The organism is Luteibacter aegosomatissinici (genome assembly GCF_023078495.1).
GTDB lineage: Bacteria > Pseudomonadota > Gammaproteobacteria > Xanthomonadales > Rhodanobacteraceae > Luteibacter > Luteibacter aegosomatissinici.
Genome location: NZ_CP095742.1, coordinates 4,361,652 through 4,386,089, shown reverse-complemented (window position 1 = coordinate 4,386,089; position 24,438 = coordinate 4,361,652). Strand labels below are relative to the sequence as shown.

The window sequence follows — 24,438 nt, the reverse complement described above, 5'->3', positions numbered from 1 at the left end:
GATGGTGGCCCTTCGCGGCTATCGCGGTAAAGCGCCACCGATGGCAACCGTTCAGTCGGCAGGCGGCCCGATCCACTCATCGATGGCGCGCACGTCATCCTCGCTGCCCGAGATAATGCGGTAGCCCGACCAGAACTGGCCGGCCGAGGCGGCCGGTTCGTGCCACTGCTCCTGGATGCCGATCACCACCGCATGCTCGCGGTGCTGGGCATCGGGCAGGTTGAACGTCACCTGGTGCACGGCCCCGGTACGCGGCTCGCGCGTGCCGAGCAGCATCATGCCGGTGGCCGACAGGTTGCCGAGCTGGCCCAGCACCGCATCGTTCATCACATCCACGACCGGCATGGGCGAGGTGGCTCGCTTGCGTGGGGCGCGCCGCTGTTCGAATTCGTTCTTCATGCGTGGCCTGCCATCCGTTCACTCATCCGCTCGCGGCGCAGGGCACGCGCGACGGCCTGCCATGCGCGGTCGATCAGCGGGACGCGCTCCTCGCGCCATTCGCGGGCTTCGCCCGAGGACACCATGCGCGCCAGGCGGGTCAGGTCGATATCGTCGGTGCGCATGCCGCGCTGGTTCACGAACAGGCAGCGCCCCGTGGCCGGTGAGAACCAGGCGAGCTTGCGGCGCACCACTTCACCATCCGCCTGGGTGAACTCGAACCATGTGCCGAAGCGAAGGCTGGCAAAGCTGTCGTAGACAGCGCGTGCCGCCGTATCGAGCGGCGTCGGTTCCACCGGGGCGACCGTTTCGCCGTGTGCCGTGCCTTCGCCCAGGCGGGGGCGCTGCTTCAGGCGCATCGCCACATCGGTGGCGGTTGGCGTATCGTCGCTCTGGCGTTCCTGGGCGGGCTCGAACAAGCCGGCGGCCACCTGGGCGGCCTCCGAGGGATGCATGCCCAGATGCTCCAGGCCACGTTCCACTTCCTGGCGCAGCTTCTGCTTGTCGGTGACCGGGCGGCGGCCCAGCAACTGGTCGGTCACGCCCAGGCAATGCAGGTAGGCCTCGCCGGTTTCGCCGCCACGCAGGATATGCAGGGCGAGCACATCGGCCCACGTGCGCTCCAGCAGAATGCGCAGCACGCCGCGCGGCGTGCTGCCGGCCACCATGCGTTCACTCATCACTTCGCCGGCGCGCTGGCGGGCACGCTCCAGCCGGTCGCGGCCTTCCATCGCTTCGATCTGCCGGCGCTCGGCGACATGCGCCTTGCGCGACAGCTGTGCGATCTGCGTTTCGATGTCGGCGCGCCACGCCGGGTCGATGACCTGGGCGGCGCTGGCATCCACGACCAGCCGCTCAAGGCGATCGAGCAGGGCGTTATCGGGTTCACCTTCCGCGGGATCCAGCCAGTGGTGCGCGGCCTCGCTGACCGTGTTGAGCAGCTGGCGCGCCGGGTGCTCGGGCTGGTCGAAGAAGCCACGATCGTTCACCGCCGCGCGCAGCATGGGCCATTGCAGGCCACCCAACACGCGGCGGCCGGCACTCGCCGCGCCCATCTGCTGGCCCAGGTTCTGGAACAGCATGGCGGTGAGTTCCACCGTATCGCCCTGCTCGATCGTCAGCTCGGCCAGCGGGGAGCCGGCCGGGCGGCCACGGTTGAGCTGGGCCAGCAATTCATCGCGCAGGGCGCCGGCCGTACGGATTTCCCGCTGGGCCGCATCGGTGACGTCACTGACGTGGCCCTGCAGGGCGAGCAGGGCGGTTTGCAGTTCATCATCGGAGGCCAGGCGGCCCGGGGCGAACCCGGCGCCACGGCCGGTCTGGGCACGTTGGGAGAGCAACTGGCGCAGGCTCTCCAGCACGCCGATGTTGCCTTCGGGTGTCGCGCCGCTGCCGCTTCCGGTTCCGCCGCCACCCGTGCCTGTGCCCGCTCCCATGCCGGCTTCGCCGGCGCCGCCTTCGCCGGCGCGTGCACGTCGGTCGCCGGCTGGCGCGCTGCTGACGCGCACGTTCGGATAAACCCGGAAACCGGGCAGGATGCCGCGCGTCCGGTAGTGTTCGTTGAGTGCCCCGTAGAACGCTTCGGTGTGCCCCAGCACGCGGGTATCCACCGCCTGGAACAGGATGAGCCGGTGCGCCGGGGTAAGCGGCATGGTTTCCATGGCCGCCTGCAAGGCTGCCGTCAACGCGCGCGGCCCGGCGGGCAGCGCCTCGCCCTCGAGCGGGGGCGTGCCGGCCAGCACCGCCAGGCGGTAGCCCAGTTCAAACAGGCTGCTGGCGCTGCGTGCCTCGGCACGCGCGGCCATGCTCGACAGCGCGTCGGTTTGTTCCTGCTCTTCCGGATCCACCAGGCTCAGGTTCATGCCGGCGTAGTCATTGGCGGCCGGGCGCCCGGTGGGCTCCCCCAGGTGGCGGAACCGTTCGGAGAGGTGCGAGGCGAAGCGGTTGCGGAAGGCCGGGCCCTCGCGCTGGACGATGCCACGGCTCTCGAAGCAGTCCTGCTGCTCCAGGTGGTTACGGCTGCTTTCGGCGACGGCGAACAGGCGCTGGTCGAAATCACGCAAGGCTTCGCGCAATGGCATATCCAGCCATGTCAGGCACAGGGACAGGCCCTGCTGCGCCTCGCGTTCGGCACGCGGCGATAAGGCGACGGGATGCGGTCCCGTCCGGCCGAACGGCGGCGTGCCAGGATTCATGAGTTAGGCCCCTCCCCGGCCTTGGCCGCAAGTTTAGACGGCCATCCGCCCCGCGCGCCAGCGGGGGCCCGGGAGGCATAAGACCTAAGGCAAACGGTGTAGGTCTCAGCCTACGTGAGCGGCCGGTCAGGCCATGAAGGCTTCGATGACGTCGTTGAGGAAGCGCTGGCCCAACGCCGTGGTGCGCAGGGCAGCTGGATCGTTGTCGATCCAGCCCCGGCGGCGGCACTCGGCCAGGCCTGGTGCGATCGCGTCGAGGGGCAGGCCGGTCCGTTCGGCGAAGTCGCTGATGGGCACGCCATCGATCAGGCGCAACGCGTTCAGCATGTACTCGAAAGGCAGGTCGTCGCCAGCGACTACGCTATCGCCTCCGATGCGGGCCGGACCGCCGGCAGCCGAAAGGTAGGCGGCGGGCAGGCGGGACTTCCAGCGGCGGCGGATGCCATCGGGGCCGCTCACCTTGCCGTGCGCGCCCGCACCGATGCCCAGGTAATCGCCAAAGCGCCAGTAGTTGAGGTTGTGCGCGCAACGGCGACCGGGCTGGGCATAGGCGGAAACCTCGTACTGGCCATAACCACCGGCCGCCAGCCGTTCCTGGCAGGCTTCCTGGATCGCCCAGGCCGCATCGTCATCGGGCAGCGGGGGCGGGTTGGCGGCGAAGGCGGTATTCGGCTCCAGGGTGAGCTGGTAGTGCGAGATGTGGGTCGGCCCGAGCGCCATGGCCTTGTCGACATCATCCAGCGCACCGGCCAGATCCTGGTCGGGCAGGGCGTACATCAGGTCGATGTTGATGTTGTCGATGCCGGCATCCTGCGCCTGGCGTACCGCATCGGCCGCCTCGTGCGCGGAATGGATGCGGCCCAGCCGGTGCAGCTTGTCGTTATCGAAACTCTGCACGCCGAAGGAAATACGGTTTACCCCGGCAGCGAGGTAGCCATCGAAGCGGCCGTGCTCGACCGTGCCGGGGTTGGTTTCCAGGGTGACTTCCGCACCGTTGACGAAGGGCAGGCGTTCGCGCGCGCCGTCGAGGAAGCGGCCGATCAGTTCCGGGGTGAACAGGCTGGGCGTGCCGCCGCCGAAGAACACGGTCTCGATGCGCCGCCCAGCGAGCATGCCACCGAAGTCGCGCAGGTCCGCGTCCATGTCTGCCAGCAACGTATCCACGTACGTGGCGTATTCGGGCGTGCCACGCACGCCGTGCGAGTTGAAATCGCAGTACGGGCATTTGCGCACGCACCACGGCATGTGGACGTACAGGGACAGCGGGGGCGACAGCGTGGTCATGCGAGCTCGGCGAAGCGTGCCTTCAGTACGTCCAGCGCCTGTCCACGGTGGCTCAGGCGGTTTTTCAGCGCAGGCTCGATCTCGGCGGCGCCCAGTTCGGAGCCATCGGGGAGGAACAACGGGTCGTAACCGAAGCCACCGGCGCCACGCGGCGCCTCGAGGATGCGGCCGTGCCAGCGGCCTTCCGCGATCAGCGGTGCCGGATCGTCCGCATGGCGCAGCAGTACCAGCACGGCGATGAAATACGCGGTGCGCTTTTCCATCGGCACGCCGTCGAGTTCGCGCAGCAGCTTGGCGTTATTCGCGGCGCTATCGCCGTGCACGCCCGAATAACGGGCGGCGTACAGGCCCGGGGCGCCATGGAGCGCATCCACGCAGATGCCCGAATCATCGGCCAGTGCGGGCAGGCCGGTGGCGCGCGCGGCATGGCGTGCCTTGATCAGCGCGTTCTCGACAAAGGTCAGGCCGGTTTCATCCGCATCGCTCACGCCCAAAGTCGTCTGCGGAACGAGTTGCACGCCCGAGCCGGCGAGCAGCTGTTCCAGTTCCACCACCTTACCGGCGTTGCCCGAGGCCAGGACAATGCGCATCACAGGCCTTCCGAGAAGGCGGGCGCGTAGCTGACGCGGCCTTTGTAGCCTTCGAGGCCATGGATGGTCAGCGGCAGCACCTGGAAGGCATTGCCACCTTCGAACGCATCGTGCAGGTCGTGCGCCGAGGCCTTGGTGAAGCCGAATTTTGCATAGTAGGCCGGCGACCCCAGCACGAACACGGCGCGGGCATCGGCGACGAAACAGGCGCCGATGCCTTCCTCGATCAGGGCATGGCCTACGCCCTGGCGCTGGTGATCCGGCAGCACGGCGATGGGGGCGAGACCGAGGGCCTTGCCGTCGTCGCCGGTCTCGACGGTAAGCGGCGAGAACAGCACGTGGCCGATCACCGCGTCGTCGTCATCGACGGCCACCAGCGAGATCGTGGCGTGGCCGGCATCAACCAGGCGGCGCACGAGGTCGCCTTCGTTGGGCCGGCCGAACGCCGCATGGTGTACCGCGACGATCGCGTCGAGGTCTTCCGGCGTCGCCGGCCGCACCTCGGCGGTCACGGCGTGGACTCCAGCGCAGCGCGCTGGGCGAGCACCAGCTCGTTGATGCCCTTCCCGGCCAGGTCGAGCAGGGCGTTCATCTCGTCGCGGCGGAAGGCGTGGCCTTCGGCCGTGCCCTGCACCTCGATGAACCCACCGCCGTCGTTCATCACCACGTTCATGTCGGTGTCGCAGTTGGAATCCTCGGCGTAATCAAGGTCCAGCACCGGGACGCCCTTGTAGATGCCTACCGAGACAGCGGCGATGGCGCCCATGATCGGGTCGCGCTTGATCGCGTTGCGCTTGAGCAGGGTGCCCACCGCATCGACCAGGGCCACGTAGGCACCGGTGATCGCTGCGGTGCGGGTGCCGCCATCGGCCTGGATCACATCGCAATCCAGGGTGATGACGCGCTCGCCCAAGGCGGCGCGATCGACGCAGGCGCGCAGCGAGCGGCCGATCAGGCGCTGGATTTCCATGGTGCGGCCACCCTGGCCGCCGCGCGCGGCTTCGCGCTGGGTGCGGTCGGTGGTGGCGCGGGGCAGCATGCCGTACTCGGCGGTGACCCAGCCCTCGCCCTTGCCGCGCAGCCACGGTGGCACGCGCTCTTCCACCGAGGCGGTGCACAGCACCTTGGTATCGCCAAAGCTGACGAGCACGGAGCCCTCGGCGTGGCGGGTGTAGTGGCGCTCGATCGTGACGTTGCGCAGCTGGTCGGCGGCGCGGCCGCTGGGTCGGGAGAAGGTCATGTGGGGCCTGGGTTGGGCGCGGGCGGTGGGTCAGTTTACCATTGCCACCTTTCCTTCACGCGCGAGCCCGCCCCCATGATCCGTAGCATGACCGCCTACGCCTCCGCCGAGAGCGCGGGCCCGTCCGGCACGCTCACCTGCGAGCTGCGCACCGTGAACCACCGCTACCTCGAGATCAGCCCCCGGCTGCCCGAGGACCTGCGCAGCTTTGAAAGCGCCCTGCGCGAGCGCATTGCCACCCGGCTTTCGCGTGGAAAGGTCGATGTGACCGTGCGCCTGCGCAGCGAACAGGGCAGCAGCGAGGGCCTGCGCATCAACGGCAAGATGCTGGCCCAGCTCTCCGAGCTGGCGCTGGACCTGGAGCAGCGCTTCCCGCGGATGAATGTGGAGTTCACCGAGTTGCTGCGCTTCCCGGGCGTGCTGCAGCAGCCCGAGGCCGATGCGGATGCCCTGCAGGCCGCGCTGCTCGATGTGCTGGATCGTGCCCTGGATGCGCTTTCCGATACCCGCGGCCGCGAAGGCACCAAGCTGGGCGAGATCCTGCGCGAGCGCCTCGACGGCATTGAGAAGATCGTCGGCGACGTGCGCGGCTGGCTTCCGGAGATCCGCACGGCGCTGCGCGCCCGGCTGGAAACCCGCCTGGCCGATGTGCGCCAGCCGGTGGAGCCGGGCCGCCTGGAACAGGAACTGGTGCTGCAGATCACCCGTATCGACGTGGACGAAGAACTCGACCGCCTCACCACGCACATCAGCGAAGCCCGCCGCGTGCTGGCGCTGAAGGAGCCGGTGGGCCGCCGCCTCGATTTCCTCATGCAGGAATTCAACCGCGAGGCGAACACGCTGGGCTCGAAGTCGGTGGATTCGCGCACGACCAATGCTGCCGTTGAGCTCAAGGTGTTGATTGAGCAGATGCGGGAGCAGGTGCAGAACATCGAGTAAGGCGTACCTGACGCGTCTCCCTGCTGAGACCTTAGGTCGCGCGTCGGGCGCCGCCGAATACGCGGGCCGTCGGTGCCGGCTCAGAATGCCCGAATCAACCAGGAAGGATGATTCGTGATCCCCGCATTCACTTCGGATGGCTTGCTGCCGCCAACGTCGGGCAGCCGTGTCCTTCCAGCAGAACTCTCACCCCATGCCACTCACATAGTCGACTTTATCGAGCGCTTTGGAGGGACGCTTCACCGCCGTCAACTCCTTCGTGGGTTCCTCAGATATCGCCGGGAGCTATGGGAGTTTGGCTTGCGGGACGGTTTTCAGTGGATCGATGGCAGCTTTGTGGAAGATTCTGAGGCGACGCGCGGGCAACCGCCGGCGGATTTGGACGTTGTCACGTTCGCACCATTGCTTGCGTCACGTCCGTGCCGAGAGCAACTTTTCGACGCGCTCAGCGAAAAAACCTCACTTTTCAGTTCGCACGGCGTGAGGTCGACCTTCGGGTGCGACGCATATTTTGTCGACACCACGATGCCACCCATGCAACTTATTAGCCACGCCTCGTATTGGCTCGGCCTCTTCGGGCACCAGCGCGATACGAATACCTGGAAAGGGATCCTGCGGATCGATCTGGGTGATGACGGCGACATGCTTGAGCAACTCGAGGCCAAGGATGATACGCACTGAGAAAATTCGCGACATGCGCATGCACCTCAATTGGTGGCGAGCCATGGAGGAACGCGCCTTCGCCGAGCAGAACCCGCTGGATATGATTCAGGTGCCGGCGCGTGTGCGGATGCTGGAGCAGGAGCTGGCCGAATTTGAAGCTCTTCCCTACGACGTGGGCGAGGTGGAGCTGCACCTTTTCGATGGGGCGAAAGAGTATCCCTTCGGCATCGACCTTGCGTTGGCAAATGACATTGCCCTGTCATTCCGTCGCCTGCTCGACTTGCAAGCCACGTCGATGGCGCCCCTTGCCATGCACAGCGATACGAACGTGGCAGTCACCGTCCCGGTCAAGGTCACGATGCTGCCGACAGGCAAAGGGCTGATGGTGCGAGAAGTCACGTCGGAACGCTGTGCCGGCGGGCCGGATGTGTCCGCGGTGATCCATCGGGTCACCGAATGTATTGCCGCCATCGTTGGAAGCGAATCGACCGATTCAGCGCTCAGTTCGGTCAGCGAACGTGCTGCCGGTGAGATCGAGAGACTACTGGGCATTCTTTCCGGGGCACGTGCTGGGTTAGGTATCGTGGAGGGCGATAACGATCTGAGTTTCCCCGCCAAAGCTATCGAGATGGCTTACCTGGCATGGACTGGCCGTCGGCAGATCAGGGCGCGCGAATTCGCGTCTCGACCACTTCATAGAGCGAATCAGCCAGCTCTAGGGGCGCTGTCCGGTCAGTGATCAGGTGCACATCTGCCTGCTCAGGTGCTTCATACGGTGAATCGATACCGGTGAAGTTCTTGATGTCGCCCGCGCGGGCCTTTTTGTAAAGGCCCTTCGGGTCACGCGCCTCGCACGCATCGAGCGAGGCATCCACGAAGACCTCGATGAATTCGCCCTCGGCAAAGCGCTCGCGGGCGAACTGGCGTTCGTTGCGGAAGGGCGAGATGGCGCAGACCAGCACGATGAGGCCGGCGTCGGCCATGAGGTGGGCGACTTCGGCCAGGCGCCGGATGTTTTCCACGCGCGCCTCGGGGGTGAAACCCAGGTCGCTGTTCAGGCCGTGGCGGACGTTGTCGCCATCGAGCAGGTAGGTGTGGAAGCCGCTATCGGCGAGCTTGCGCTCCACCAGGTTGGCGATGGTGGATTTGCCCGAGCCGGACAGGCCCGTGAGCCAGACGCATAGCGGGCGCTGGCCTTTGGCGGTGGAGCGCAGGCGCTTGTCCACGTCCAGGTGCTGCCATTGGACGTTGGCCGAGCGGCGCAGGCCGAAATGGATCATGCCGCAAGCCACTGTCGCGTTCGTCGCACGGTCGATCAGGATGAAGCCGCCCAGTGTGCGGTTGGTCTCGAACGGTTCGAATGCCAACGGCGCATCCGTCTCCAGGTTGCAGTACGCCACCTCGTTGAGCTCAAGTCGCGTGGCGGCCAGTTGCGCCTGCGTATCGACATCCACCTTGTGCTTGATGCTGGTGACACGCGCGTTGACCGTGCTCGTGCCCATCTGTAGCAGGTAGGTGCGGTGCGGGAGAAGGGCGTCTTCGCCCATCCACACCACGTGGCATGCGAAATGCGACGAGACCTCGCAAGGTGTTTCGACGGCAGCCAGGACATCGCCGCGGGAGATATCGATCTCGCGATCGATCGTGACGGTGATGGCCTGGCCGGCCCGCGCCGCGGGCTGGGGGTCCCCTGCCACCAGTATCCCAGTGACCCGTGCGGTTCGCTTGCCAGGAAGCGCCGCGAGTTCGTCGCCGATCGAGAGGCTCCCGCTGGCTACCGTGCCTGCATAGCCGCGGGTGCGCTGGTCGGGGCGGCTCACCCACTGCACGGGCATGCGGAACGCCGTGCTGTCCGGCGCGGGTAGCGTCGCGGTTTCAAGCAGCCTGAGCAGGGGCGGCCCGATGTACCACGGCATGCGCGACGATGAGGAACCAATGTTGTCGCCGTCGATCGCCACGACCGGAAGCGCGTCGACCTGGGTGATGCCCATGCTGTTCGCCAGCGAAACGTATTCCTCGACGATCGCGCCGTACGCTTGCGCCGAAAACGCGACGAGGTCCATCTTGTTCACGGCCAGGATGACCTGCCGGATGCCCATCAGAGCACATAGGTACGTATGGCGTCGCGTTTGTGGCAGCAGCCCCTTGCGCGCATCGACGAGTACGACGGCGAGACTCGCGGTTGAGGCGCCGGTGGCCATGTTCCGCGTGTACTGCTCGTGGCCCGGGCAGTCCGCCACGATGAACGCGCGCTTCGGGGTATGGAAATAGCGGTACGCCACGTCGATCGTGATGCCTTGCTGGCGCTCGGCGTCCAGCCCGTCGGTCAGCAGCGCGAAATCGATGGCGCCAGTCGGTACCGATCCGCTCGCGCCGCTATCGCGGACAAGGGCTGCCAGCTGGTCATCCGGCACCATGCCGGCGTCATACAGCAGCCGGCCGAGCAATGAACTCTTTCCATCATCCACGCTGCCGCAGGTGATGAAGCGCAGCAGGCCGCCGTGTGCTTGCGTGGCGAGGCTCGCGTCATTCATCAGAAATAGCCTTCCTGCTTCTTGCGCTCCATCGATGCGCCCGGATCGTGATCGATGACGCGGCCCTGGCGCTCGGAGGTGCGCGAAACCTGCATTTCGTCGATGATGTCGTCAAGGGTTTGCGCCGACGACTTGATGGCGCCCGTCAGCGGGTAGTCACCCAGCGTGCGGAAGCGGACCATGCGTTCAACCACCACCTCGCCCTCGCGCAGCATGAAGCGGTCATCGTCGACCATGATCAATGCGCCATCACGCGCCACCGTGGGCCGCATGCGCGCGAAATAAAGCGGTACCACCTCGATGCGCTCGCGGCGGATGTACTGCCAGACATCCAGTTCCGTCCAGTTGGACAGGGGAAAGACGCGTACGCTTTCGCCTTTGTGAACCTGGGTGTTGTACACGTTCCACAGTTCGGGGCGCTGGTTACGCGGATCCCAGCGGTGCTGCGCGGTGCGGAACGAAAATACCCGTTCTTTCGCGCGGGATTTTTCTTCGTCGCGCCGCGCTCCACCGAGCGCCGCATCGAAACCGAAGGCGGTCAGTGCCTGCTTCAGCGCCTCGGTCTTCATGATGTCCGTGTGCACCGTGGCGCCATGGGTCAGGGGGGAAATGCCTTGCCGAAGGCCATCCTCATTGATGTGGACATGCATGCGCACATCGTCCTGCGCAGCCACGCGGTCGCGGAAAGCGATCATCTCCGCGAATTTCCATGTGGTGTCGACATGGAGCAAGGGGATGGGTGGCCTGGCGGGCGCGAACGCCTTGCGCATGAGGTGGAGAAGAACCGTCGAGTCCTTTCCGATCGAGTAGAGCATGACGGGGTGGCGGAACGATGCCGCCACTTCGCGAATGATATGGATGCCCTCCGCCTCGAGCGCGTCGAGGTGATCGGTATCGGCAGGAAATCGGTTGGGCATGCGAAAAATAGGTCCCTGTATCACACGATGCTAGCACCGGTGGGCGCGATGCCGGGAGGCGGCCCGTGTAGACATTTGCGGCGTGGGGCGTTGCTATGATCGCCGCGCAGATCAAGAGTGGCATCGTCGTGGCTGCCCGGGGAGGGCGCTTCGGGTCGGGGGAGGACCGTTTGCTGTACAAAAAACTTATGCCGGTCCTTGCGCCGGCCACCGGGGTGTCCCGGTGAGCGAGCTGTTCGCCTTCGATAGCGAAGGCCTGGCGCCGGATGACGCGTTCCAGCAGTACGGCGAGCTCTATGCGTCGGGCTCGGATGTGGAGCGGCTTGCCTCACCGTTCTTTGCCCGCGTGCGGAGTTGGCGGCTCGACCGCTACCTGCTGTTTTCGCGTTCCTACGGTGGCGTGCGTCACTACCGCAGCACGCGGATCGACCGGGATGGCTTCGATCACTTCGTGCTCCATCACGTCGTGAGCGGCCAGCTTTCGGGAGGACAGTTCGGCAAGCCCGCGCCCGTGCATCCCGGCGAAACGCTGCTCCTGGATACGCGTGAGCCGATGGAAAGCAGCTCGGCTGGCGTGGAACTGGTGACAGTGAGCCTGGCGCGCGACGCGATGCGAGCCGCCGCAGGGGATGTCGGCAGCCTGCATGGTTGCCGCATCGGTGCGCGCGAAGGCGCGCTCCTGGGCGCCTTGCTGCGTGAGCTGGTCCGGCAGGCCCCCTGCCTTGCCCCAGCCGCACACGCCGCGGTTACGCGGTCGTTGGTGGACCTGCTCTCGATCGCCATTCACCCCGTGGGTGCGGCGGCGCGCTCGGATTTCTATCGGCAGGAACACGTGCGGCGGGAAACCGTACGCCGCCTGGTCGACGCCAACCTGACCCATCCCGACTTTTCCGTGCAGCGCATCCTGGCGGCGACGGGCATGTCGCGGGCCGCACTGTACCGCCTGTTCGAACCTCAGGGTGGCGTGGCGCGGTACATCCAGATGTGCCGGGTGGAGCAGCTGCGCCGCCACCTCGATGATCGCACCCACGACCGCCGCGCCCTCTCCGAGCTGGCGCCCGAACTCGGGTTCTCCAGTGAGAGCCACGCGGGGCGCCTGTTCAAGCAGGCCTTCGGTATTTCACCGGGTGCCTACCGCGCCGCCAGTATGGGCGGGGCCCAGTCATCCCCGGTCGCGATGATGGTCCGGCGCTGGGATAGCGCCCTGCGTGAGCTGGCGTGAAGGCCAGGCGGGTGTCTGGTACCAGCGTCCCCCAAATGGGACGCGCAGACATGTTGAAACGGACGCTCCGCCCCTAGCATCGGTCCTGCCCGAGAAAGTGATAACTGCGTCACAAAAGGGGGTGCTCCGTCCTACAGGGGGCTGAGCCATGGGGGCTGCGAGCCCCCCGAGGGGACCGATGAACCGCCAGTTTCACTTTATCTCGGGCCTGCCAAGGTCCGGGTCGACGTTGCTGTCAGCCATTCTGAGTCAGAACCCGCGGTTCCACGCCGGCATGAGCGGGCCGCTGGGCGGCGCCTTCACAACCTTGTTGGGGGAGTTGAGCGGCCGTAACGAATACTCCGTGTTCATTAGCGATGCGCAGCGCCAGCGCATGCTCTCGGGGCTGTTCGATAGCTATTACGGGCCGGAATACGCCGCCGGGGTGATCTTCGATACCAACCGGAGCTGGTGCGGAAAGATGCGCCACCTGCGCCTGCTTTTCCCGCAGGGCAAGGTAATCGCTTGCGTGCGCCACGTCTCGTGGATCATCGACAGCATCGAACAGCTGATCCGCCGGAACGCACTGCAACCGTCAGCGATCTTCAACTACGAGCCCGGCGGTAGCGTCTACGCGCGTGCCGATGGCCTGGCCAATGGCGATGGCATGGTCGGCGGCCCGTACAACGCCCTGAAGGAAGCCTTTTACGGCGACGAGACGTCAAACCTCATGCTGCTGCAGTACGAGTCGCTGGTCAGCGACCCGGCACGTGCGATCGCTGCGGTTTACGAGTTCCTTGGTGAAGCGCCGTACGCCCACGATTTCGACAACGTCAGCTACCAGGCCGACGAGTTCGACCAGCGCGTGGGCACGCCCGGCCTGCACGAGGTGCGGGCGAAGATCGCCGTGCGCGAACGCATGAGCGTGCTACCGCCCGATGTCTTCCACCGCTTCGCCAATGACTCCTTCTGGCTCGATCCAGCCATGAATCCACGGGGCGTGCGCGTCGTCTGACGCCGTACCTCTCATTCAAAAGAAAAAAACCAGCACCATCACGCTCATTGGCCACAGGGGGCCATTGCCATGAATCGTATCTATCGTTTGATTTGGAATCGCGCCCTTGGCGCCGTGCAGGTGACTTCGGAAGTGGCGAGCAGTCCGCGAGGGGGTGTGTCGGCAAGCGTGGATGAGCGCAAGTCGCCGCCATCATTGCGTCCGCTCGCGGCTGCCGCGCTCGCGTTGTTCACCGGTTCGCTGCTGTGTGCAATACCGACCGCAGCCTTCGCGGCGCCCGTCCCGCCGGCCACGACCACGCCGACGCAGCCAACCGACGATGGCTCGGTGATCGATGGCACGCCGGGCGTCAACGGTTCAAACGGTGGTACGGGTGGCGCCGGTGGCCTCGGCACCGCTGGAGGCTCGGCCCTGGATGACGCAGGCGTAACCGAGGCGAACGGCGGCGACGTTTCTGGCGGCGGTGGCGGCGCGGGTGGTAATGGCGGTGGCGGTGCCTCGGGCGCCTATGGAGGCGTTTACGGTGCGGGAGGCATGGGTGGCGTCGGTGGCACGGGCGGTGCTGGCGCGGCAGGCGGCAATGGCGTGGTATCGCCCGGAGTATTTATCAATACGGGCACTATCCACGCGGGTGCGGGCGGGGCGGGCGGCGTTGGGGCTGCCGGTGGTACGGGGGGCGGGGCCTACTACGGATCCGGCGGAGCGGGCGGCGCGGGCGGTGCCGGGGGAGCGGGTAACAACGGCGGCGTCGGCCTGAGCGGCGCGGGCTTTACGTTGACCAACTCCGGCCTTATCAGCGGTGGGCGCGGCGGCAACGGCGGTGCCGGCGGGCAGGGTGGCCGCGGCGGCTATAGCAAGTACGGCCGTTCCGGCACGGGTGGAGCGGGTGGCATTGGTGGCTTGGGCGGCAACGGTGGTGCCGGCATCAGTGGGGCGCATTTCATCCTGACGAACACCGGTACGATCGCTGGCGGCGATGCAGGTAATGCGGGTGCCGCGGGTGCAGGGGGCAGCGCAGGGTCCTCCCCGTTTGGCATCAACGGCGCCAGCGGCGTGGCTGGCATCGCCGGTGCGGCGGGTGTTGCCGGCGTCGGCGTGATTGCCACCGGTGATGCGACCATCACCAATAGCGGCCTTATCTCAGGCGGACTCAACAGCGATGGCTCACGTGCGAACGCCGTGGAGCTGAGTGGCGGCGGCAACAACCTTATCCTGGAAGCGGGTTACCAGTTCATCGGCCAGGTGATCAGCCAGGGCGGCGATACCCTGACCCTGGGCGGCGACACCGATGCCACGCTGAGCACGGCGGCGATCGGATCGGGTTCGCTGCAAACGATCAGGGGCTTCAACACGTTTGCCAAAACCGGCAACAGCACGTGGACTCTCACCGACGTTAACGATGAGGTCGACGGCAACTGGACGGTGACGGGCGGTACGCTGAATCTCGCCAGCGACCAGGAGTACGTCGGCAGCTTCCGGCTTGGCGCAGGCACGTCGCTCATCCTGGGCCTGCCCGATACGGCCTCGCTGACCTACATCCTCGGCAGCAGTGGTGTAAGCGGAACCACGCTGGCTGACAACAACGGTTCGAACGGCACGGATGGTTCCGACGCCGTCACCGGCGACGGTTTTACATTGAACAGCACGGGAAGCATCCAGGCCGGAAACGGCGGCACGGGCGGCAGGAGCCTCAATGCATCCACCGGATTCGGCGGAGCAGGCGGCAACGGTGGCGCCGGTGTGACGGGCACCTCTTTCAGCCTGACCAGCAGCGGCTCTATTTCCGGCGGCGCAGGTGGCGCGGCAGGCTATTACGCCACGACTGCAGGCGTGAGCGGTGCCGGCAAGGGTGGTGACGGCGTGCGCGGTACCGGTTTCACCTTGACCAACAGCGGCCAGATCGCGGGTGGTGCAGGCGGCAGGGGATCCAAATACACCGCCAGTGCCAGCCTCCCGGCCCCCGCTAACGGCGGCGCCGGCGGTGCCGGCGTCACGGGTTCGGGCTTCAAGCTCACGAACAGCGGGCGGATCCTTGGCGGCTCGGGCGGCTTCGCTGGCGCGGGTAAGTACGCCGGCTCTGGCAATACGTCCGCGCAGGCGTCCGGTGGTACCGGCGGCGCGGGTGTCAGCGGTTCGGGCTTCACGCTGATCAATGCTGCAGGCGGCCTCATCAGTGGCGGCGCCGGTGGCTCCAGCTCATTGAACGCCTACGGCGACGGCGGCGCGGGCGTCGTTTCGACCGGTGGTGCGACGGTGGATAACGCCGGTACGATCGCCGGTGGCGCCGTGACAGGTGGTACCCAGGCCGCCGCCGTGGCGTTTAGCGGCGGCGATAATCACCTGATCATTCGCGATGGCGGCTCGTTCTCCGGCAACATCGTGAGCACCAGCGGTGATGCCAACGGCGGCGACACCATCACGTTCCACAGCGATATCACCACGACGTTCGACCTCGCATCGACCGGCGCCGTGGGCAGTGGCACGTTCATCCAGGGCTTTACCCAGTTTGGCAAGGCTGGTACGGGCACCATGACGCTGTCAGGCACGGCCAGCGCCGCGCAGTCGTGGACGATCAGTGGCGGTTCGCTTGTGGCGAATACCGATAGCCTGGCCGGCAACGTGACGTTTGCACCGGATACGGGCGCCACGGCAAACCTTACGTTCAACCAGGCGACCGATGGAACGTATAGCGGCGTGATCAGCGGCGACGGTTCATTGACCAAGGACGGCGCGGGGGTGCTCACCCTGACCGGCAACAACACCTATACCGGCCTGACCACGATTAACGCCGGCCAGCTGCTCGTGAGTCGCGATGGCGTCACCGGTATGCTCGAAGGCGACGTGGCGAACAACGCTACACTCATCTTCAACCGCGCGGACACGGTGCACTATGGCGCCGTGATCAGCGGCACCGGCACGCTGACCCAGACCGGTACCGGCATGCTCATCCTTAATGGTGCGAACACGTACACCGGTGCGACGACGGTGACGGCCGGCACCCTTGAGGTGGGCGATGCCGATCACGCGGCTGCGGCGATCACCAGTGAGGTGATGGTTGAGGCCAACGGCACGCTGCGCGGCCACGGCACCATCGATGGCAACGTCGTAAGCGACGGCATCGTCTGGCCGGGTGGTTCGGTGGGCCTGCTCACCATCAACGGCAACTACACCCAGAACGCTGGCGGCACGCTGCAGATCGACGTGACGCCGACCGAGGCCTCGCAGCTACTGGTACACGGCACCGCCTCGCTGGCGGGCACGCTCAGCCTCGTCTACGCGCCTGGCACCTACACGACCAGCACCTATACGCTGCTCCAGGCCGATAGCGTGACGGGCAAGTTCGCGAGCACCACCTCCAGCGGCGCCGTGCCGACGACGGCGAACGCTTCGGTGAGCTATACGAGCACGGCAGTCAGTTTGTCGCTCTCGCCGACCGACACCGGTTCCACGCCCACCAACCCAACCAATCCGTCCACGCCATCCACGCCGTCCACACCGGCAACGCCGCCTGCGTCCTCCGTCGTGGCTCCGCTGGACAGTGGCCTTTACGCCAACCTCATGCACGCGGCGAACCTGGCCGGCCAGCAGTCGATGAACACCGTGCTCGGCGCGACGCTGCGTCCCGCCGAGGCCTCATGCGGCAACGGCGATGCGGCGCGCGGCAGCAACATCGCAACGTCATGCGGCCATGGTTTGTGGGCGCAATATACCGGCGGCAGCAACGAGCTGACGGGCGAAAACGGTCTGCGTAGCACGACGTTCGGCCTGCAGGCCGGCGGTGATGTCGCTGCGGGCGATGTCATGCACATCGGTCTGGAGGGTGGCATCGATCGCATCAACGCGAACGACCGCCACGGCGGTAACGGCCATGTCGACAACGTGCATGGCGGCGTCTATGCGTTCGCCAACGCGGGCCCGATCGTGCTCTCGGGCCTGATCGACCAGTCGCATGCCAGCTACCGTTTCAACCGACAGACCGGCACCGGGCAGGCGACAAGCAGCCCGGATGGCAGCACGACGGCGGCAGCGATCCAGGCTGCGTGGCCGATCGCGGCGGCGCAGTGGCAGGTCACGCCGGCGGTGGGTGCCTTGTACCAGCACCAGCGCCTGGATGGCTTCCACGACACGGTGGTAAGCACGAGTCCGCTGGCAGCATCGTTTGCGCTGCAAGGTACGCGCAGCACCTACACAACGATGCAGCCGTACGTGGCGCTGGCATTCTCGCGCGCGTTCACGGCCGGCGGCGTCACCTACGTGCCGCAGTTCGACGTGGGCTATCGCTATGACACCCGCGACGGCAACGGCCCGACGGTTAACGCGCTCAGCCAGGACGGCACGGCATTCGCGTTGCCCGGCGACACAACCGGCCGCGGCATGACCACGGTCGGCGCACGCATCACGGCGCAGGCCGGCGCATCGTGGAACATGTACCTGGACTACCAGGGCCAGTTCAGCAGCCATCTGAACGCCAACGCCCTCAGCGTCGGCTTCACCAAGCACTTCTGAGATGGCGGCAGGCAACCCACCCGCGCCGGCGAAGCTCGATGGTTATGCCGTGCGCTGGGTCTTCGGCCAGCTGGCGCCGCACCGCCGCCAGGCGGTGGTCGCCTTCTGGCTGCGTGAACGTGCGATCGCCAGCCCCGATGAGGCATGGCGTCGTGCGTGGGAGGTCGCCTGCGTGCTGGAAGATGCCCTGTCGGGTGACGTTGTCGGCGTATGCACGGTGGCGATCGGCTTTGACGATACGCAGCGCAGCTACGGCTACGTTCGTATCTATATCGGCAAAGCCCACCGCCACCCGGGCCTGGGTGTGCGCATGATGCGCCGGATGATCCGCGGCTTCGAGGCGCTTGCCACGGAGCCCGGTGCACCGCGGCGCCTCATTGCCGGGATCGAGAACCGCAAGATCGAACGACGTGGTGGCATGCGCCTTCTCGCGGGGCTTGGCTTTGTATCGATCGGCAAAACCGCCGAGGGTGGCGAGCTCGTCGAGCGTACGCTCACGAGTCACCCTGACCGGAGTACTTTGTAGGAGCGCGCTTTCGCGCGATTTAGGTGGCCGCGAGTAACCACGCGCGCATACAAGGCGAGGACGGGGGCGACATGTGCCCATGGTCACGCCGTTCTTCGTTCAGGCGCCCCTGCAGCCAAAAATGTTAGCTGCGTCACCTCCTCGAAAGTCTGCGTAGTTTCCGCAGGCACGAATCACGCGTGTGTAAGCCGCCTGTCATCCGAGCTCGCGAAATTAGATCGATTGAAACCGCTGCGAGAATGACAAGATGCGAGTTGCTCGTATGCCGTCCCGTGCCCCGGGAATGGCCCTGCTTGCCCTGGCGATCAGCCTGGCCCTGACCGCACCGCATGCCCGGGCGGGCGATACCGACCCGACGTCGAATGCCGATACGGATGCAGCTGCGCCGGCGGCGCGGAAGAAGCCGGCCAATGAGACCACGACCCTGGACGGCGTAAGCGTTGCCGCGACCACAGCGGTTACCGACACCGAGCTGGCTAAGAAAAGGAACGCCAGCGTCCTGGTCGATTCGATCGATCGCGACAGCATCCAGGTCCACGCGCAGGAGGATTCCATTGCCCAGCGCCTGCTGCTGGCCCCGGGCGTCAGCGTCACGCGCGACGAAGATCAGCCCCGTTACATCACCGTGCGCGGTATCGAATCCAACCTCAATAGCACCACGCTCGATGGCCTGACCATGGCATCGGTGGGCGACGAGGGCGGCGGTTCACGATCGATCAACCTGCAGTTGATTCCCAGTGATATTGCTGACCGTATCGATGTGTACAAGACCTTCTCGGCGGAGCAGAACCCCGATGGCATCGGCGGCGCCATCAATCTGGTCAGCAACAGCGCCTTCGATTTCGCGAAGAACACGCTGCACGTCGACGCCAACGTCAACCACCACGACCTGGAGAACGACGGCGGCCACAACGCGCAGCCAAAGACCCGCTCCCTGTTCGGCGACGGCGTGAATGCCAAGTACTCGACCATCTTTGGCAGCGATGACGAGTTCGGCCTCACCGTCTCGGCTCGCCACCAGGAGTACAACGCGAACCAGAACAAGCTGTTCCAGACCTCGCAGTACTTTTATAACGAAGCGGGCGCGAACATCGCCGGTCCCAACGTGGCCAGCGGCTGGAATGGCCTGGCCGCGCCGTACAACATTGCTTACTACGCGGATAACCGCCGGGTGAAGACCTACGGCGGCTCGGTCAAGCTCGAGTGGTGGCCAACGAACGGCCCGCTGAAAGCCTCGCTCATGGCCTACGGCTACGGCATGGAGGAGCAGCGCACGGAAAACGGCTACGAATTCGACGCCGCCAAATCAGTAGCCGGTCAGACCGCCGTAGCGGGCAGCTCCCCGTTGCAGAGCCTCAATGTGATCTTCGGCAACAAGAATTGGGCGCGCAATAACCGTGGCCTTATCGGCAACGTCGAGTGGCACGAGGATGACTCGATCCTGCGCTTCACGGCGGGGTACACCCGTGACCGGGTGAATGTCGACCAGGCGAACATGAAGCTCACGGCGACCCCCAGCGGCGATCCGACGATGTATTACGGCTCGGACAGCAAGGGCGAGATCTTCAACATGACCTCGCTGGCCGATCCTTCGATCATCACGAACTCCCTCTACAAGGTGAGCAGTGCCAATCAGCAGCAAACCGAAGGCACCGCGGGCCTTGGCGACGTTCGCCTGGATTTTGGAAAGAACATCGGCGCCGACGCCCAGGGCTTCGGGCTTGCCGCGGGCGCGGAGTACAAGCGGATGAACGTGGCCACCGACTACACCCAGCAGATCTATGCGACGGGTAGCACGCTGGCCGGTGGCCTGTACAACCCCGGCTGGAACTACCCCAAGGCAATGTACTCGCTGCCGTTCTTCGACCTGCCGGCCTTCCTGGCCAACGGCGGCTGGTCCACCCTGGGCGTGAACCAGGCCTCGTCGCTCTACAACAGCCAGGCTTCCGACTTTGGCTACACCGAGAAGGTGAAGGACGCCTACCTGTCGCTGCACTACGCCACGCCGGTGGTGGAAGCCGTGCTGGGTGTGCGCTACGACGACACCACGTATGTCGCGGATACGCCCACGATCAGCAACGGAGTGGTATCGGGCAAGACGAAGAACGATGGCAGCTACCACTACCCGCTGCCCTCGTTGAACGTCACGACCCACGTGACCGACGACACGAACGTGCGTGTCAGTCTAAGCCGCACCATTGGCCGTCCCGTGCCCTCCAACATCGCCCAGGCCGAAGTGGAAACCTGCGGTGACGATGCCGAGTGCACCATCTCCCGGGGTAACCCCGGGTTGAAGCCCGAGAAGTCCTTCAATATGGACGCCTCGATCGAACATTACTTCAACGATGGCAAGGCCTACGCATCGCTGGCCTGGTTCAAGAAGAAGATCCAGTCCGATATCGTCAGCGTCAGTGAGGAATCGACCGATGCGTTTGGCCGGCTGGTCACGATCGTGACGCCGGAGAATGTCGATACCTCGCAGGTCCAGGGCGTGGAGTTCTCCCTGGTGAGCCGCGACATGGCGTTCGCGAGCCAGAAATTCGACGTGCTGTTCAACGCCACGCACATGGATGGCCGGATGAACTACACCAGCGCCAATGGCACGCGGACCCTGTACCAGCTTCTGAACCAGCCGCGAAATATCGCGAACCTGGGTGTGACCTGGCAGGTGCCTGCGCTGCGTAGCCGCCTGACCGTCACCGAGAACTTCACCGACCGCTACCTCATCACCATCGGCGCGAATCCATGGCAGGATCGCGGCTTCCGCCAGCGCTACGTTACCGACGCCTCGTGGGACACCACCTTCGACGACCACTGGTCGGCCTCGCTCAGCGTGGCCAACCTGTTCGGCAAGGATCAGTACGAAACCGTAGGCGATCATTACCAGTACATGCGTAACCTCAACAACTATGGGCGCACGTACTACCTCCATGTGAAGTACGACCTCTAACCGACAGGGCTGCCGATGAATCTCTCACCCCGCCGTGCCCGTGGCCTTGCCGCCGCGATTGCCATGGCTATCACCCTGGCAGCAGGCCCCGCTCTTGGCTGGGGCCATCGCGGCCACGCCGTCATCGACCGCACGGCGGTAGAGAGCCTGCCCGCCGATGGCCCGGTATTCCTGCGTAACTACATTGGCCTGATCGAGGATTCGGCCACGCTGCCCGACGACTGGCGCGACGATGCGACGCCGTTCTCGAAAATGGAGGAGGACCCGAACCATGGCTGGTTCCAGGAACAGTTTGCCTTTCTGAAGCCGATCCCGCGCTCGCGGTTCGAGTTCATCCTGGCGCTCGAAAAGGAACAGCAGCGTCTGGCGGCGGCGCATTCGCCTGAGGCGGTACGGACCAACGTGCGCTGGACCGGCACGCTGCCGTATGCGCTCGTGGAAGTCTACGGCCACCTGGTGACCGGCTTCCGTTCGTATCGCGAGCGCCAGACCCATGGCGAGGATACGGCGCATATCGAAACGGCTTGTGCCATGTACGTAGCATGGATGGGTCACTACGTAGGCGATGGCGCCCAGCCCCTCCATGTCACGATCCACCACAATGGCTGGCAAGGCCCCGATCCGAAGGACTACACGAGGGATCCGAAGATCCACAGCCGCATGGAGAGTGGCTTTGTCGACGCGATCAACCTGACTGACCAAGACCTGCTCCGACGGGTGCCCGCGGTCAATCCGCTCGATGGCGATGTGTTCGATGCGGTGCTGGCTTACCTGTCGAAATCCGGTGACAGCGTCGAGAAGGTGTATCAGCTGGACAAGCGGGGCGCCTGGACGGATCCGAAGGACACCGAGGCGCGTGCACTCATCTACCAGCGCACCGCGGCCGGCGCGACCATGCTGCGCGATCTTGTCTACAGGGCATGGCGCGAAAGTGCATTGCCACGCACACCCCATGTGCCCGGTCCCACGGATAGCGCGAACCCTGCGTACAACCCGGAGACCGGATCGGCACCAGCCGATCCGTCGCCGTCATTGCGTTAGGCCGTCCGATCCACGAGGCGGCCTGCACGCCAGAGCTACGCAGGTGCCTTGCCAATATCCAGCTTGCCCAGGTTGATCGTCACCTTGTGAATCTTCCCGGTGAACGCGAAGGGCAGCTCGTACGTGAAGTCCACTGCTGAACCCACGTCCATGCCGATGTCGAGGCCTTCGCCGAGCGAAAACTGGATAGGGATGGAGCGCTCGATACGGCGGGTGGCCAGGGTCTTGCCACCCGCCTTCAGGGTGAACTCGCCGCCCTTGCCCATGCCGCCGCCGTCGTACCTGAACTCCACGGATACGGTGGTCGGGCCAGCCGGTAGCGTGGTGTCGCCAGCGATCGTGGTGCGATCGATGCTGAGGAAGTTGTAGACGAACGTCAGCTTGCCATCGCGCAGGTACAGCCCGTAACCACCCTCCAGCCCACCGTGGGTCACGATCATGCCGTTGGCATCCTTCGCCGGTACCTCGATATCGGCGGTGATGGTCCACGAGCGGTTGCACATGCGCGGCGAGGCCGCATCAGGCACGCCGATGGTGCCCGGGTAGTAGGTCATCTCCGTCCGGTGGCCGGTCAGGCTGGGGCGGCCCATCAGTTCGGCGTTCATGCGGATCGTCGCGCGCCAGTCGAGCGGCAGTACGCTGTATTTCGCCGCTTCCACCCACCACATGTCCTCCAGTTGCCGCAGCTTCTCGGGATACGTTGCGGCAAGATCGTTGGCTTGCGAGAAGTCCTCGTCGATGTGGTAGAGCTCCCACACGGCCTTGTCAGGATCCCATTCGCCGCGGTTAGGGTCCCATGGGACGAAGGACGGTGCCGAGGCCATCCAGCCATCGTGGTATAGCCCGCGGTTGCAGCCCAGTTCGAAGTACTGCGTACTGCGCGGCGCGGGTGCCTTGCCGTCGTGTAGCGCGCTGGCAAAGCTCCTGCCTTCAATCGGCTTCTGCGCAATACCGTTGAGCACGCGGGGTGCCGTGATGCCGCACAGCTCATAAATGGTCGGCACGATATCGATCGTGTGCAGGAACTGGCTGCGCAACGCGCCCTTCTCACCGATCTTTGCCGGCCACGAAATGATCATCGGGTTGCGCGTACCACCGAAGTGGCTGGCCACCTGCTTGGTCCACTGGAACGGCGTGTTCATGGCGTGCGCCCACGCCGACGGGAAGTGATTGAAGTGGCGCGGTCCGCCCAGCTCATCGATGGCCTTGATGTTGTCTTCCCATTTCTCGGGGAAGCCGTTGAAGAACATGTTTTCGCAGAGTGAGCCTTCGATGCCGCCTTCCGCGCTCGAGCCGTTATCGCCGGCGATGTAGATGATGATCGTGTTCTCCGCGTCGGGGAGTGCCTTGCAGGCGTCGACCACGCGGCCCATCTCTGCATCGCAGTGGGCGCCGTACCCGGCGAACACTTCCATCATGCGGGCATACAGCCGCTTCTGGTCCGCATTGAGTGAATCCCACGCGGGCAGGCCTTTCGAGCGTGTGGTGAGCTTCGTGTCAGCAGGCACCACGCCGAGCTTCTTCTGCCGTTCCAGGGTCTTTTCACGATACGCATCCCATCCGCCGTCGAACTGCCCCTTGAACTTGTCGATCCACTCTTTGGGCGTGTGGTGTGGCGCATGTGTCGCGCCGGTCGCCACGTACAGGAAGTAGGGCTGGTCGGGTGCGATGCTCTTGGCCTGGCGCACCCAGGCGATCGCCTTGTCCGCCAGGTCGGTCGTGAGGTGGTAGTCAGGATCGGTCGATGCCGGGACCAGGTCGCGGTTCTGGTACAAGATGGGGTTCCAGTGGTTCATGTCGCCACCGTTGAACCCGTAGAAGTAATCGAAGCCCAGGCCGTTGGCCCAGCGATCGAATGGGCCGGCGGCGCTGGTTTCCCACGTGGGCGTGTTGTGGTTCTTGCCGATCCACGCGGTCATGTAACCGTTCTGGCGCAGCACCTCGCCGACTGTTCCGCAGCTGCGCGGAAGGATGCACGTGTAGCCGTCGTATCCGGTGGCCAGCTCGGTGATGCCGGCAAACGCGGCGGAATGATGGTTGCGGCCGGTGATCAGCGCTGCGCGCGTCGGGCTGCACAGGGCGGTCGTGTGGAACCGGTTGAAGCGCAGCCCCTCCTTCGCCAGCCGGTCCATGGTGGGCGAGGGCACCGCACCGCCGAACGTGCTGAATTGGCCGAACCCGGCATCGTCGAGAAGGATGAGCAGGATATTCGGGGCCCCTGCCGGTGCCGCGACCGGTTTAGGGAACTGGGCGGGGTCCGATTCCAGGTAGGTTCGGCCCACTTCGCCGGGGAAGTGGAAATCCGGCCGGGGAAGGATATCTGGCGTGGCGGCGGAGGCGGCAGGCGCGGCGGCGGTCTTACTGGCCATGGTGGTGTTCTCCGGGGGGCAGGCAGGCAA

At 65.5% G+C, this 24,438-nt stretch carries 18 protein-coding genes; 9 read left to right on the top strand and 9 right to left on the bottom strand.

The window, feature by feature from the left end; translation table 11 throughout:
- Positions 1 to 51 precede the first annotated feature (51 nt).
- The 6 genes from L2Y97_RS19695 to rph form a co-directional block, all read right to left on the bottom strand.
- On the bottom strand, positions 52 to 399 hold the full coding sequence (locus L2Y97_RS19695; RefSeq protein ID WP_247430002.1) for a PilZ domain-containing protein: 348 nt from the start codon (positions 397 to 399) through the stop codon (positions 52 to 54).
- Positions 396 to 2,633 (bottom strand): DUF1631 family protein, encoded by a 2,238-nt coding sequence (locus L2Y97_RS19690; protein ID WP_247430000.1) that lies wholly within the window; start codon positions 2,631 to 2,633, stop codon positions 396 to 398. Before L2Y97_RS19690 ends, L2Y97_RS19695 begins: the two co-directional genes overlap by 4 nt.
- 126 nt (positions 2,634 to 2,759) lie before the next feature.
- Positions 2,760 to 3,917 (bottom strand): radical SAM family heme chaperone HemW, encoded by a 1,158-nt coding sequence (gene hemW, locus L2Y97_RS19685; protein WP_247429998.1) that lies wholly within the window; start codon positions 3,915 to 3,917, stop codon positions 2,760 to 2,762.
- Positions 3,914 to 4,507 carry an RdgB/HAM1 family non-canonical purine NTP pyrophosphatase gene (gene rdgB / locus L2Y97_RS19680; protein ID WP_247429996.1) on the bottom strand — a complete coding sequence of 198 codons (594 nt, stop codon included), beginning with the start codon at positions 4,505 to 4,507 and terminating at the stop codon, positions 3,914 to 3,916. Before rdgB ends, hemW begins: the two co-directional genes overlap by 4 nt.
- Positions 4,507 to 5,019 carry a GNAT family N-acetyltransferase gene (locus L2Y97_RS19675; RefSeq protein ID WP_247429994.1) on the bottom strand — a complete coding sequence of 171 codons (513 nt, stop codon included), beginning with the start codon at positions 5,017 to 5,019 and terminating at the stop codon, positions 4,507 to 4,509. The genes rdgB and L2Y97_RS19675 overlap by 1 nt, the downstream gene beginning before the upstream one ends.
- Entirely contained in the window at positions 5,016 to 5,747 is a 732-nt protein-coding gene (gene rph, locus L2Y97_RS19670) for a ribonuclease PH (RefSeq protein WP_247429992.1), read from the bottom strand. The genes L2Y97_RS19675 and rph overlap by 4 nt, the downstream gene beginning before the upstream one ends.
- Before the next feature lie 75 nt (positions 5,748 to 5,822).
- On the opposite strand from rph, the gene L2Y97_RS19665 reads away from it, so the two are divergent.
- The 3 genes from L2Y97_RS19665 (at position 5,823) to L2Y97_RS19655 (ending at position 8,088) form a co-directional block, all read left to right on the top strand.
- Positions 5,823 to 6,686, top strand: a complete 864-nt coding sequence (locus L2Y97_RS19665; RefSeq protein ID WP_247429991.1) for a YicC/YloC family endoribonuclease — start codon at positions 5,823 to 5,825, stop codon at positions 6,684 to 6,686.
- Positions 6,687 to 6,800: 114 nt separating this feature from the next.
- Complete coding sequence (locus L2Y97_RS19660; protein ID WP_247429989.1) at positions 6,801 to 7,367, top strand: DUF6932 family protein; 567 nt, start codon at positions 6,801 to 6,803, stop codon at positions 7,365 to 7,367.
- 13 nt (positions 7,368 to 7,380) lie between these two features.
- The gene (locus L2Y97_RS19655; RefSeq protein WP_247429987.1) at positions 7,381 to 8,088 is read left to right on the top strand and encodes a hypothetical protein; all 708 of its coding nucleotides are present in this window, start codon (positions 7,381 to 7,383) and stop codon (positions 8,086 to 8,088) included.
- Here the strand turns inward: L2Y97_RS19655 and cysC are convergent.
- On the bottom strand, positions 8,012 to 9,883 hold the full coding sequence (gene cysC / locus L2Y97_RS19650; protein ID WP_247429985.1) for an adenylyl-sulfate kinase: 1,872 nt from the start codon (positions 9,881 to 9,883) through the stop codon (positions 8,012 to 8,014). The genes L2Y97_RS19655 and cysC overlap by 77 nt on opposite strands.
- Positions 9,883 to 10,800, bottom strand: a complete 918-nt coding sequence (gene cysD / locus L2Y97_RS19645) for a sulfate adenylyltransferase subunit CysD (RefSeq protein WP_247429984.1) — start codon at positions 10,798 to 10,800, stop codon at positions 9,883 to 9,885. The genes cysC and cysD overlap by 1 nt, the downstream gene beginning before the upstream one ends.
- Positions 10,801 to 11,023: 223 nt before the next feature.
- On the opposite strand from cysD, the gene L2Y97_RS19640 reads away from it, so the two are divergent.
- From L2Y97_RS19640 to L2Y97_RS19605, 6 genes are all read left to right on the top strand, one after another.
- Positions 11,024 to 12,022, top strand: a complete 999-nt coding sequence (locus L2Y97_RS19640) for an AraC-like ligand-binding domain-containing protein (protein ID WP_247429982.1) — start codon at positions 11,024 to 11,026, stop codon at positions 12,020 to 12,022.
- 178 nt (positions 12,023 to 12,200) lie between these two features.
- Positions 12,201 to 13,016 carry a sulfotransferase family protein gene (locus L2Y97_RS19635; RefSeq protein WP_247429981.1) on the top strand — a complete coding sequence of 272 codons (816 nt, stop codon included), beginning with the start codon at positions 12,201 to 12,203 and terminating at the stop codon, positions 13,014 to 13,016.
- A gap of 69 nt (positions 13,017 to 13,085) precedes the next feature.
- The gene (locus L2Y97_RS19620) at positions 13,086 to 17,522 is read left to right on the top strand and encodes an autotransporter-associated beta strand repeat-containing protein (RefSeq protein ID WP_256452058.1); all 4,437 of its coding nucleotides are present in this window, start codon (positions 13,086 to 13,088) and stop codon (positions 17,520 to 17,522) included.
- 1 nt (position 17,523) lies between these two features.
- Entirely contained in the window at positions 17,524 to 18,048 is a 525-nt protein-coding gene (locus tag L2Y97_RS19615; RefSeq protein ID WP_247429979.1) for a GNAT family N-acetyltransferase, read from the top strand.
- A 262-nt stretch (positions 18,049 to 18,310) separates the two neighbouring features.
- Positions 18,311 to 20,998 (top strand): TonB-dependent receptor, encoded by a 2,688-nt coding sequence (locus L2Y97_RS19610; RefSeq protein WP_247429977.1) that lies wholly within the window; start codon positions 18,311 to 18,313, stop codon positions 20,996 to 20,998.
- A 15-nt stretch (positions 20,999 to 21,013) separates the two neighbouring features.
- On the top strand, positions 21,014 to 22,039 hold the full coding sequence (locus L2Y97_RS19605; protein WP_247429974.1) for a phospholipase C/P1 nuclease family protein: 1,026 nt from the start codon (positions 21,014 to 21,016) through the stop codon (positions 22,037 to 22,039).
- Positions 22,040 to 22,074: 35 nt separating this feature from the next.
- Here L2Y97_RS19605 and L2Y97_RS19600 read toward each other — a convergent pair whose 3' ends face one another.
- A complete protein-coding gene (locus L2Y97_RS19600; RefSeq protein WP_247429971.1) occupies positions 22,075 to 24,408 on the bottom strand; it encodes an arylsulfatase in 2,334 nt (777 codons plus the stop codon).
- Between the last annotated feature and the right edge of the window lie 30 nt (positions 24,409 to 24,438).